Origin of the sequence: Microbacterium gorillae (genome assembly GCF_000826185.2) — a bacterium.
Classification (GTDB): Bacteria; Actinomycetota; Actinomycetes; order Actinomycetales; family Microbacteriaceae; genus Microbacterium; species Microbacterium gorillae.
In genome coordinates, this window is the sequence record NZ_LN648873.1 from 292,123 (window position 1) to 304,297 (window position 12,175).

The following is a 12,175-nucleotide window of genomic DNA, read 5'->3' on the forward strand; positions in this document are numbered from 1 at the left end:
GCTGGGTGAACGATGCCAACGCGATGGCCTACGTGGCCGCCGTGGGCGCGAACCCCGACGGTGGGGGAAACCCGGCGACCTTCGGTGAGGCGGCGTTCGACCTCACCGCGGCCGGGATCCTGCCGGAGAACGCGTGCGCGTCCGTGGCGGCGGGACCTGTCGTGACGCGTACCGGTAACAGTGCCAACGCCCAGATGCAGGACTACCTCGGCCCGAAGCAGCCCCTCACGATCGGCAACTGCGGCGAGCTCTCGGTGACCAAAGCCGGGCCGGACGCGGTCGCCGACCGGGACTTCACGTACGTGATCGACCAGGGCGACGGCGCCGTCGTGCACGATGCGACTCTCGCCGGTGCGGATGCGACCGGAACCGCCGTCAGCGATACCGACTCCTCCACCGCCTCGATCACGGCGACGATCCGGATCGGGCAGACGCACACGTGGCGCAACGTCATCGGCGAGCCGGACTACCGCGTCACCGAGACGGCGCTGCCGGCGGACGTGTTGCTGAAGAGCATCGTCTGCACGTACCAGGACATCTTCCAGGTCGGGACGCCGACGCACGAGGTGGTGCTGTACGAGAACGGTGCCGCGACCGGTGCGACCTTCCCCGTCTTCCCGACCGCGTCCGGAGCCGACGCGCCCGCGTGCGTCATCACGAACCAGACCACCTCCCTGACGCTGGTCAAGGATCTCGAGAACACCTACGACCCGTCCGCCACGGTGGCCGACTTCCCCCTCACGGCGCGGCTCGGCGGCACGGCCGTGATCGACGGCGCGGTTTCCGGTGACGCGGCCGCGACGGCCCTGGTCGCGCCGGGCACCTACGCCCTGTCCGAGACGAATCTGGCGGGCTTCACCGCCGGCGCATGGACGTGTGACGCCGGCACCGTCGCCGGGGCGAATGTCGCGATCGCCGCCGGCGAGAACGTGACGTGCACGATCACCAACACGGCGCGTCCGGCGACCCTCACGCTGACGAAGACGGTCGTGAACGACTGGGGCGGCTCGGCCCTGGACACCGACTTCACCCTCACCGCGAGCGGACCGACTCCGCTGAGCGGTACCGAGGGCAGCACGGGCGTCACGAACGCGCCGGTCGCGGTCGGCACGTACACGATCGGCGAGGATGCGTTGCCGGGCTACACGCTCGACGCGGTCACGTGTGCCGGCGGCACGTTCGACTCGGCGACCAACGAGGTCACCGTCGCCGCCGATGACGTGGTGTCGTGCGAGCTCACGAACACGGATGTTCCCGCGCACCTGACCCTGGTGAAGGTCGTGGAGAACACCGGCGTCGGGCAGGAAGTCGCCACGGCGTGGACCCTGTCCGCGTCACAGGGCGACGCCGCGGTGCTCAGTGGCAAGACCGGCACGAGCGACGTGTCCGGGGACGTCGCGGTGGGCACGTACACGCTCGCCGAGGACGGTCCGAGCGGGTACGTCGCGAGCGACTGGGTGTGCGTGGGGAACGCCACCCCGGTGAGCGGGGAGAAGCTCACGCTCGCCGCGGGCGAGGACGTGACGTGCACGATCACGAACACCGACGTCGGCGCGCGGCTCACGCTCACCAAGACCGTCGTGAACGACTGGGGCGGATCGGCCGTGGACACGGACTTCACCCTCATCGCGACCGGTCCGGCCACCCTGCGGGGCACTGAGGGGTCGGCGAAGGTCACCGACGTGGCGGTGCCGCTCGGGACCTACACGATCGGCGAGGAGGCCCTGCCGGGTTACCGACTCGACTCCGTGACGTGCGACGGTGGGACCTTCGACGCCGAGACCAACCGGCTCACGCTGGCCGCGGACGATGACGTCAGCTGCGAGCTCACGAACAAGGACATTCCGGCGGAGCTGACCCTGGTCAAGATCGTGGACAACGCGTGGGGCGGCACCGAGCTCGAAACCGCGTGGACGTTGTCCGCGTCGCGGAACGGTGACGCCGTGCTGAGCGGCACGACCGGAACGGCGGACGTGACCGGCACCGTGGCGATGGGCACCTACGCGCTCGCCGAGACGGGCCCGGGCGGCTACACGTCCGGCGGGTGGGAGTGCGTCGGGAACGCCGCACCCCTGGTCGGCGCGGACGTCACCGTCGCCGCCGGCGAGAAGGTCACCTGCACGATCACCAACACGCATCGTCCGGCGCACCTGACCCTGACCAAGACGGTCGTGAACGACTGGGGCGGTTCCGCGGGGGACACCGACTTCACCCTCACCGCGGCCGGACCGACGCCGCTGCGCGGTGCCGAGGGCGACGCTGAGGTCACCGACGTCGAGGTCTCCGCCGGGACGTACACGATCGGCGAGGAGGCACGGGACGGTTACCGCCTCGAGTCGATCGCGTGCGATGGCGGCTCGTTCGACGCGCAGACGAGGCAGGTCACGCTGGTGGCTGACGATGACGTCACGTGCGAGGTGACGAACAGCGATGTTCCCGCGAACCTGACCCTCGTCAAGGTCGTGGACAACTCCTGGGGTGGCACCGAACTCGAGACCGCCTGGACCCTGTCCGCCTCCCAGCAGGGTGTAGCCGTGCTGAGCGGTCGGACCGGAACCGCGGACGTGACCGGGGACGTGGCGGTGGGAACGTACACGCTCGCCGAGGACGGCCCCGCCGGATACGTCGCGAGCGACTGGGTCTGTGCGGGCAACGCCACCGCGATCAGCGGTGACGAACTCACCGTCGGCGCCGGGGAGCGCGTCACCTGCACGATCACGAACAGCGACGTCGCGGGAACCCTCACGCTGGTGAAGAAGGTGGACAACGCGTCCGGTGGCAACGCCGCAGCGACGGACTGGACGCTGACCGCGACGGGGCAGAGCTCGCTGTCCGGTACGACCGGTGCCGGCACCGTGACCGCGGTTCCCGTCCTCGCCGGCGACTACGTGCTGGCGGAGCAGGGCGGACCGATCGGGTACACCGCGGGGGACTGGACCTGCACCGGCAACGCCACCGCGATCGACGCCGCCACCGCGACGGTCACCGTCGCTCAGGGTGAGGACGTGGTCTGCACGATCACGAACACCGCGGCCCCCGTGGACCTCGGGATCATGAAGGACGATGGTGGGATCACCGCCGTCCCGGGCCAGACGTTCGACTACACGATCACGGTGCGCAACGTCGGTCGGCGCGATGCCGACCTCGCCGAGCCGGTGACCGTCACCGATCAGTTGCCCGAGCACTTCTCGTTCGCGGGCGGCGACGACCGCTGCTCCGCGAGCGGACGCGTCGTGACGTGCGACATCGATCCGGCGCTGCTGCCCGCCGGTGGCGAGCCGGTCGTCCTGACGATCACCGTGACGGTGGCCGCCGACGCACCGGCCGGGACGTACACGAACACCGCGACCGTGGACACCGAGGACGACCCGGCTCCGCCGACGCCCGAGTGCCCGGCCGGCGAGCCTGCGCCGGGAGCGAACGTCGACTGCACCCACACCCCGGTCGTGCCCGTCGACCCGGTGGCCCCCGGCCTGGCGATCACCAAGGTCGGCCAGGAGGAGCAGTCCGCCGGGGCGTGGACCGACACGGACGGGAAGGTCTCCTACGGGCAGACGATCCGGTATGTCGTCTCCACCACCGCGACCGGTACGGGGGAGCAGACGGACGTCGTCGTCTCCGACGTGCTCGATGACCGCCTCCGCTACAGCGTGGACGCGGTGTGCAGCGGCGTGGACGCGTGCACGACCGGCTGGGATGCCCCGACGCGCACCGTGACCGCGAATGTTCCGGTCCTGCAGCCGGGCGAGACGATCACCCTGATGTTCACCGTCCGGATGCCCGAGGCCCCGGCGCTGAAGCCGGGGGAGTCGGCGTCCGTCACGATCGACAACATCGCGACGGCGCGCTCGACGGAAGTCCCCACGGTGACCTCGCCGCGCGTCCGCGTGGCCGCGGAGATCATCGAGCCCACGCCGTCTCCGTCGCCGACGCCGACCGTGTCGACGTCGCCGACGCCGAGCCCGAGCCCGACGCCGACGTCCACGCCGAGCCCGAGTCCGACACCGACGCCCACGCCGAGCGTGACGCCGACGCCCACCGCTACGGCGACGCCCACGCCGACGCCGTCCGCCACGCCGACGCCGACCGCCACGCCGACGCCGTCCGCCACGCCGACGCCGTCCGCCACGCCGACGCCGACCGCCACGCCGACGCCGACCGCCACAGCGATCCCGACGGCCACGCCGTCCGCGACGCCGACTGCGACGCCCTCCGTGACACCCTCTGCGACGCCCACGGGCACCGCCACGCCCACGGAGGCTCCGGTGCCGACGACGCCCCAGACGCCGAGCGCGACGGCCGGTCCGGCGCTTCCGGACACCGGACAGCACATCGACGGTGCGCTGCTCTGGGCGGCCAGGCGCGGGTGGGGTCAAGCCATTCAGGGCTTCGGACCTCGGGAACGCCGTCGGTCACGCGGATGCTCCAGCCGTTGGTGTCGAGGAACCGGTGGTGGTTCCAGCACAGGAGGACGCCGTTGTGGATGCTGGTGGGGCCGCCGTCCTTCCACTCGGTGACGTGGTGGTATTCGCACCAGCGTGCCGGGGTGTGGCATCCCGGGATGATGCAGGTGCGATCCCGGAGCGCGATCGCACGGCGCTGGGTGGCGTTGAAGATCCGGTCCGTGATCGTGGTCGCCAGCACACGTCCGTTCCTACCGGTGATGACGCGCTGAATCTGACCGATGCACGCGGTGTGGGCGGCGACGGAGACAGGCACGAGGGCGTCACTCCCGGCCCCGTCGACTCCACGGAGCCGGGCGCATCCGGTTCCAGTGGCGAGGTCGTGCTCGGTGACGTGGACGACGAGCGTCGGGGCGGCGCCGCCGATGACGGGCAGGTCGGAGGACGCGGCGACGTTCAGCGCGGTAGCGAACGCGTCGTGGCGGCGCTGCCCGATGGTTCGCGGGTCATGAATGAGTTCGTCGTCGGAGGACTCGGTGAAGCGGACGCCGGCGGGCTTCCCGCGCGGGTTGGTGATCGCGTCGATGACGGTCTGCAGTTGGGCGGCGACTTCGGGGAGGAGCCGACCGTGGAGGGACACGACACCGTCGCGGGTGCGTCCGAAATACAGCACCCGCATCCGCTGGGCGCGATCCTCGTCCGGGACCGCCCCGTCCTGGTCCAGCGCTGCGGCCCACGCCGCCGCGTGGACTCGGAGTGTGTCGACCACCGCCGGCACCGCTCGCCGCATCTGTGCGGCGGGGCCCTCCACCGCGGGGGCACCCCAGTCTCCTGCCGCGGGGGTGGGATTCTCGGTGAGGATGAGGTCGTCCGCATCGTCCGTGGCGACGAGTGCGAGGGCCTGGTCGGCCGCGCTGAGGTGGTCGGCGGGGACGCGGTCGCGGATCGCGTCGAGAGGTGCGGCGGCGGCGCTCAGCCCGTCCGCGCCGATCCGGCCCGACAGCAGGGCCTGACGCAGCGCGGGGAACCGCGCCGGGCGGCGGCCACCGGTCAGCGCGGGCTCTTCGCGGACGTACTTCCCGAGCCGTGACCACTGCGCGACAGTCGCCGGTGCGGCACCAGTGGTCCGTTGCATCAGCTCGTTGACGTTGTGGCATCCGCAGGCGACGCTGATCCGGTCCTTCCCGGACCCGGCCGAGCGCTGATCGGCCTCGGCGGTGGCGACGATCAACGCCGCTTCGGTGGAGCGCAGGAGCGCTCCGGCTTCGATCGCGAAGTCGAGAAACTCGGGGCCGCTCGTCGTGCGGATGGTGTTCTCGTGGAGGACTTCGGTGAGGGCGTCGATGGTCGCCGCCATCAGCGCCCGGGCCCGCTCCATCGAGGTTTCCATACCCCGATTTTACTCCCGAGCAAGGCCTACCTCGAGGTTGATAATCCCAGTTCAGTAGTGTTTTCCGCACCCCGGCAGATCATCGCAGTAGCCCGAGCTATGCCGCCGGTTCGCGGGTCACGAGAAGCCATACTTTCGCCTCTCGGAAGCGTGTCGAGGCCACGCGTCGTGTCTTGTTGCGCTGGGGCGTGGAGGAGGCGAGCCGATGTGTGGGAGGTAGGGATCCATCGTCCACAGCTGTAGGAAACCCGGCGGTCTCGGTTCGTGAGGTGGGAGCGGTGTTCATCTCGCTGGCGCTCGCTGATCGGGAGTCTCCGCCGTCGTCAGCCGCGGAGGTCCTCGGAGGCGATGCGCCACCGGTCTGTGCGCCGGAGGACCGTCCGTCCGCGACCGGAGCCGGAGGCGGGGGAGCCGTCGATCGTCCCCGTCCAGTGGAAGGCATAGGACACGACGGCCTCGTCACCGTGGATCGCCAACGACTCATCCGAGATCCGGTACTCGTCATCCGGAATGCGAGAGAAGACCGCGCCGGTCGCGGCGACGATCGCCGGTCGGCCCCGGTGCGTTCCGTCGGTGAAGTGGAAGACCGCATCCGCGGCGATGAGGTCATCGAGCGCGGCCAGATCGCGCGCGGCGAGCGCCGCGATGTACCGCGCCAGCACTGCGGCCGGATCGCCCGCCATCACTCCTCGACGAGGTGCGCGGCCGTGCCGATCGTGGTGCCGACGAAGCCGACCACCGCCTCGAGCGGGGTGCCGGACGCATCGCGGCGCGCGCCGCCTTCGGGAAGCGTGCGCACCGCGCCGTCGGTGCCGATCGCGCGCGGCGACGGGCCGGCCCAGGCGAGCGTCAGGCGATCCTCACCCTTCAGCAGCGACTGCGCGCGAACACCACCGGTGGCGCGACCCTTACCGGGGAACTCGGTGAAGTCGCTGACCTTGGCCCGTCCGGTATCGGTGCCTGCGAGGACTGTGTCGCTTCCGGAGATCGTGACGACCTCGGTCGGCTCGTCGGGAGAGACGACGCCGAAGAAGATCACCTCCGCCTTGGCGCTGAGCTTCATACCCGCCATGCCGCCGGCCGGCGCCCCCTGCGGCCGGACCGATGCGGCCGAGAAGTGCAGCAGCTGCGCATCGCTGGAGACGAAGACGAGCTCGGTGTCATCCGGAGCGGGAGCCGCACCCACGACGACATCCTTCGGCTTGAGCGCGATGATCTCCAGCTCCGGACGCACGGGCATCGCCGACGGGACGATGCGCTTGACGATGCCGTCGTGCGTGCCGAGGGCGATCGGGGTGTCCTCGTCAAAGCGGAGCAGTGCGATCACGCGCTCCTTCTTGTCCGCGAAACCGAGATAGTCGGTCAGGCGCACGCCGGCGCCGAGCTGGATGGACGCCGGGGGCACCGAGGGCAGATCGACGGGGGAGAAGCGCACGAGCCGGCCGAGGTTCGTCACGGCTCCGATCTCACTGCGGGTGGTCGTCTCCAGCGTCGTCAGAATGGCGTCGTGCTTGCTCCGCCGCTTCGGCGCGATGAGCTCTGCACCGCCCTCGCGGTCCACGCGGACGGCGCGTCCGGACGCGGACAGGAACAGTGTCGTGGGTGCATCGGCGATCTGCAGCTCGACGGGAGCCTTGGCCGAACGGGTCTTCGGCGGCGCCGCGTTCAGCAGCAGCGTGCGACGCGGCGTGCCGAGGGACTCCGCGACCGCGTCGAGCTCCTTCGCGACCTGGCCCCGCAGCAGCACGTCGCTGCCCAACAGTTCCTCGAGCGCGGCGATCTCGGCGCGGAGCTTGTCCCGCTCCGCCTCGAGCTCGATGCGGCTGAACTTCGTCAGGCGCCGCAGGCGCAGCTCGAGGATGTACTCGGCCTGCAGCTCGGACAGATCGAAAACCTGCTGCAGGCGTGTGCGGGCGGTCTCGCTGTCATCCGACGTGCGGATGACCTGGATGACCTCGTCGATGTCGAGGATGGCGATGAGGAGACCATCGACGAGGTGCAGGCGCGCCTGCCGCTGCGCGAGGCGGTACTTGCTTCGGCGCGTGACGACCTCGATGCGGTGATCCAGGTAGACCCGCAGGAGCTCCTTCAGCCCGAGCGTGCGCGGCTGACCGCCGACGAGCGCGACGTTGTTGATGGAGAACGAATCCTCGAGGGGTGTGACCCGGTACAGCTGCTCCAGCACCGCGGCCGGATCGAAGCCCGTCTTCACGGTGATCACGAGCCGCAGCCCGTGCGTGCGATCGGTGAGGTCGGCGACGTCGCTGATGCCCTGCAGCTTCTTGGCGTTGACCGCGTCCTTGAGCTTCTCGATGACGCGCTCCGGACCGACCTGGTACGGCAGCTCGGTCACGACGATGCCGGTCTTGCGCGGACCGAGCGACTCGATCGAGCTCTTCGCCCGCACCTTGAAGGCGCCGCGACCGGTGCTGTAGGCGTCCTTCACGCCGTCCAGGCCCATCACGATGCCCCCGGTCGGGAAGTCCGGGCCGGGGATGAACTCCATCAGGTCCTCGGTCGTGGCGTCCGGGTTCTCCAGGAGGTGGATGGCGCCGGCGACGACCTCGATGAGGTTGTGCGGGGCCATGTTCGTGGCCATGCCGACGGCGATGCCGGCGGCCCCGTTGACGAGCAGGTTCGGGTAGGCCGCCGGCAGGACGGCGGGCTGCTGGAACTGGCCGTCGTAGTTCGGGATGAAGTCGACGACGTCCTCGTCCAGGCTCTCCGTCATCGCCAGCGCCGCCGGTGCCAGGCGCGCCTCGGTGTAGCGGGCCGCAGCGGGACCGTCATCGAGGGAACCGAAGTTGCCGTGTCCGTCCACGAGCGGCAGGCGCAGGGCGAACGGCTGCGCCAGGCGCACGAGGGCGTCGTAGATGGCACTGTCGCCGTGCGGGTGCAGCTTGCCCATCACATCGCCGACCACGCGCGCGCTCTTGACGTGGCCGCGGTCCGGGCGCAGGCCCATCTCGGACATCTGGAACAGGATGCGCCGCTGCACGGGCTTCAGGCCGTCGCGTGCGTCCGGCAGAGCGCGGGAGTAGATGACGGAGTACGCGTACTCCAGGAACGACCCCTGCATCTCCGAGGAGACGTCGACGTCCTCAATGCGCTCGACGATGGGCTCGGTCGCGGTCGACTTCCGTGGCATGCAGTCAGCTCTCCGAAGGCTTCGGTCCAGATCGCGGCCCCCGGCGGGACGCTGCGGGAGCCGCTTGTGGGAGGATGGCCCCGATGTCCTTCATGCTACCCGCCGCCCCCGCGCACGCTCGGAGCATCACCGGGGTGGCGTCGGATGTCGTGCGGGCGCTCCGCGGTGCGGGGCCGTTCGGATCCGCGCGCTCGGCCGTGCTCTGCGTCATCGATGGTCTGGGCGCCCTTCAGCTGCGCGGGAACGCCGGCCACGCACGGCACCTGTCCGGCATGATGCACAAGCGGGACGTGGCTCGCTCGGTCTTCCCGTCCACGACGGCCGCGGCGCTGACGTCGCTGCTCACCGGCGCAGATCCGGGACAGCACGGCCTGGTCGGCTACCGGGTGCTCGACCCGGCCTCCGGCGCGGTGGTCAACCCGCTCTCCGGATGGGTCAGCGACGGCATCGACCCGGCCACGTGGCAGCGTAGCCGCACCGTCTTCGAGGAAGCGACCGCGGACGGCATCCGTTGCTTCGCCGTCGGTCCGCGCGAGTACGACGGATCCGGGTTCACCCAGGCCGTGCTCCGCGGCGCGGAGTACGTCGGGGAGGACGTCGTGAGCGAGCGGGTCCGCGTCGCCCTGGCCCTCGCCGCACAGCATGAGGGTGCGCTGATCTACTGCTACATCCCCGAGGTGGACAAGGCCGGTCACCGGCATGGTGTCGCCTCCCCGCAGTGGCTCGCGGCATTGGAGGACGTCGATGCGGCCTTCGCGGCGGCGGTGCCCGCCCAGGTCGGACTCGTGGTCACCGCCGACCACGGCATGATCGATGTGCCACGGCACCGGCACGTTCTGCTCGGCGTCGGAGATCCGCGCTGGGATGGCGTGGCTCAGCTCGGCGGAGAGCCGCGGATGATGCACGTCTACGCGCGGCCGGATGCGGACATCGAGCGCCTCGCCGCGATCTGGCGGGCGGAGGCGCAGACCACCGCAGACGTTCTCACGCGCGACGAGGCGATCGCGTATGGCCTTTTCGGTGCGGTCGACCCGGAGGTGACACCGCGAATCGGTGATCTGCTGGTGGTCACGCGCGGCACCTGGGCGTACTACGACGACACGCTCACGGATAAGCGCGCGATGCGGATGGTGGGCCAGCACGGCTCGGTGACACCGGAGGAGACGGTGGTTCCCCTCATCCGTGCCGGTGCGTTCACCGGCTGACGCGCGGTCTCAGTCGTCGGAGCGGGCGCCGAAGACGATGTCGTCCCACGACGGCATCGACGGGCGTCCCTTGCGGCGCGCGTTGCGGTCGGAGCGCTCTGCGGCGTGCTTCTCCGCCACGATCTCCTCGTCATCCCCGGACTCGTCCACCTGGAACAGATTCACCGGAGCGGGCGACGGCGTGTGCGTCGGAGGAGCGAGCGGTCCCGGTGCAGCGGTCAGTTCAGATTCTTCGGTCCCGGGGGCGGACTCGCGCTGGCCCCGACGGCGGCGCAGCGCCTCCAGGAGGTCGGCGGTGTCCGGGTTGGCCGTCGCGGCCGGTTCCGGCGCACGGCGGGCGGCGATGTCCGATCCGCGCGCGGCGCGAGCGTCCGCGGCGTCCTCGGCGGCGTTGGTCTCCGGAGCGGGCTCGGGCAGGCGCCGCGGTCCGAAGGCTCCGCTGTCGAAGCGCGAGTCGTCCTTCCACGACGGGGTGTCCAGCGCGCGCAGGCGCGGAATCAGGCCGTCCGGCAGCGAGCCCTGACGGGACAGCTGCGTGGCGGCGGAGTTCTGCGGCGAGAGAGTGCTGCGGCGCGGGTCGAACCCCCAGCGCGCGTCGTGCTCGACCTCGCTCGCGATGAACTCGAGCTTGATGGTCCAGCCGTTCTCGTCCTTCCAGCTCGTCCAGCGCTCTCCGCCGGCTTCGAGCTCGGCGAGCTTGGCGCGGATCGCGGTGCCGAAGCTCAGGGTGCCGTCCGGCTCCACCTCGGTGCCCATCAGGACCGGGACCGCCAGGGCCTGGCCGACGACGTGCTCACGCTCGGCGAGCACGGGGCCTTCGTAGCGCTCGACGTCCTCGATCGAGGTCTCCAGCAGCTCAGCGACGTCGGCCGCGCTCATGCCGGCGCGGATGTGCGACTGGATCTCGCGCGGGCTCGCGCGCGGCGCGTCCGGCTTGTCGCCGCGCAGTCGGGCCTTCTTCAACTCGCTGTGCAGGACGTCATCGATGGCGAGTGTGAAGCGCTCCCCGCCTTCGGCGACCAGGACGAGTCGGGTGTCCTCGGTTCCGATGATTGTGAGCTGTTCCATGAAGGCGCCTCTCGTTTCCGCGTGCCTGTCGTCATCGTCGCATGCGCCGTGGGCGGAACTCGGGAATACCGCGGGCGTGCCGCGAGTTTCACCGGCGATTGACCACAGCGTGAACGCTGGGCGAACTCGCATTTGCGAATCTCGTCCGCGTCATGCAAACTATGGCCGCCTGCATCGCAGGCGCACCCCCACACCAACGGAAGAAGAGATACCAACCGTCATGGCCACCGATTACGACGCACCCCGCAAGAACGAGGACGAAAGCGAGTCGATCGAGGCCCTGAAGGAGCGAGTGCCGGACAAGACGGCGGGCTCGATCGATGCCGAGGACGCGGACAACCCGTCAGGCTTCGAACTGCCCGGCGCGGACCTGTCGGACGTCGAACTCGACGTCGTGGTCCTGCCCGCTCAGGAGGATGAGTTCACCTGCGTGAGCTGCTTCCTGGTCAAGCACCGCTCCCAGCTCGATCACGAAACCGCGGACGGCCCGATCTGTCGGGAGTGCGCTGCCTGAACAGAGGCAGCACGAATGGCCGCTGCAAGGCGGTCCGGTGTCCGGGAGGACACCACCCACACCGGAGTGGGATCGACGGGATCGGTCACTGCGACCGTCACCACTCCGTCGATCCCGCCCCGGATCAGATGCCAAGCCCGCGCATCGAGGTTCTGACCTCGAGCAGCGCGGGCTTCTTCACGCGTGAACGGCTTCGGGTCGGCCAGAAACCGCACCGGGATGTGCGCGCGGCCCGCGCGCAGTTCGCCGCCGGAGACCTCCACGACGGGGGAGAGGGCGATCAGAAGTGCGATCACGGCGAAACCGACCGCGACGCCGATCCCCAACGCGATCGTCGGCTCGACGCGAACGAACACGAGGGTCACCATGGGCACCAGAGCGATGGCGGCGGCCAACATCCACAGCGACGGGGTGAGTCGTTCGCGGTACAGGGGCCTCGTGCTCATC

General features: G+C 70.3%; 7 protein-coding genes and 1 pseudogene. 3 read left to right on the forward strand and 5 right to left on the reverse strand.

The features are described from left to right. The first annotated feature begins 194 nt into the window (after window positions 1-194). A complete protein-coding gene (locus BN1193_RS04375) occupies window positions 195-4,517 on the forward strand; it encodes a MucBP domain-containing protein (RefSeq protein ID WP_407662088.1) in 4,323 nt (1,440 codons plus the stop codon). On the opposite strand, the pseudogene BN1193_RS18555 reads toward BN1193_RS04375, so the two are convergent. The 3 genes and pseudogenes from BN1193_RS18555 to BN1193_RS04390 form a co-directional block, all read right to left on the reverse strand. After that, window positions 4,480-5,793 (reverse strand): annotated as a pseudogene (locus BN1193_RS18555) (DUF222 domain-containing protein); the annotation flags it as partial. The gene BN1193_RS04375 and the pseudogene BN1193_RS18555 sit on opposite strands and share 38 nt — an antisense overlap. Window positions 5,794-6,116: 323 nt before the next feature. Beyond that, window positions 6,117-6,476, reverse strand: coding sequence for a DUF4440 domain-containing protein (locus BN1193_RS04385; RefSeq protein WP_040164323.1), 360 nt, complete (start codon window positions 6,474-6,476; stop codon window positions 6,117-6,119). Next, complete coding sequence (locus BN1193_RS04390) at window positions 6,476-8,941, reverse strand: DNA gyrase/topoisomerase IV subunit A (RefSeq protein ID WP_040164324.1); 2,466 nt, start codon at window positions 8,939-8,941, stop codon at window positions 6,476-6,478. The genes BN1193_RS04385 and BN1193_RS04390 overlap by 1 nt, the downstream gene beginning before the upstream one ends. Window positions 8,942-9,024: 83 nt before the next feature. Here BN1193_RS04390 and BN1193_RS04395 point away from each other — a divergent pair, with 83 nt between their 5' ends. Beyond that, window positions 9,025-10,146 carry an alkaline phosphatase family protein gene (locus tag BN1193_RS04395; RefSeq protein WP_052460423.1) on the forward strand — a complete coding sequence of 374 codons (1,122 nt, stop codon included), beginning with the start codon at window positions 9,025-9,027 and terminating at the stop codon, window positions 10,144-10,146. A gap of 9 nt (window positions 10,147-10,155) precedes the next feature. Here BN1193_RS04395 and sepH read toward each other — a convergent pair whose 3' ends face one another. Continuing rightward, window positions 10,156-11,214, reverse strand: coding sequence for a septation protein SepH (sepH, locus tag BN1193_RS04400; protein ID WP_040164325.1), 1,059 nt, complete (start codon window positions 11,212-11,214; stop codon window positions 10,156-10,158). Between the two features lie 220 nt (window positions 11,215-11,434). Here sepH and BN1193_RS04405 point away from each other — a divergent pair, with 220 nt between their 5' ends. Then, window positions 11,435-11,728, forward strand: a complete 294-nt coding sequence (locus BN1193_RS04405; RefSeq protein WP_040164326.1) for a DUF4193 domain-containing protein — start codon at window positions 11,435-11,437, stop codon at window positions 11,726-11,728. Here BN1193_RS04405 and BN1193_RS04410 read toward each other — a convergent pair. Further along, window positions 11,683-12,174: a DUF3093 domain-containing protein gene (locus BN1193_RS04410; protein WP_230206407.1), complete on the reverse strand. Its 492-nt coding sequence runs from the start codon at window positions 12,172-12,174 to the stop codon at window positions 11,683-11,685. The genes BN1193_RS04405 and BN1193_RS04410 overlap by 46 nt on opposite strands. Window position 12,175 lies beyond the last annotated feature (1 nt).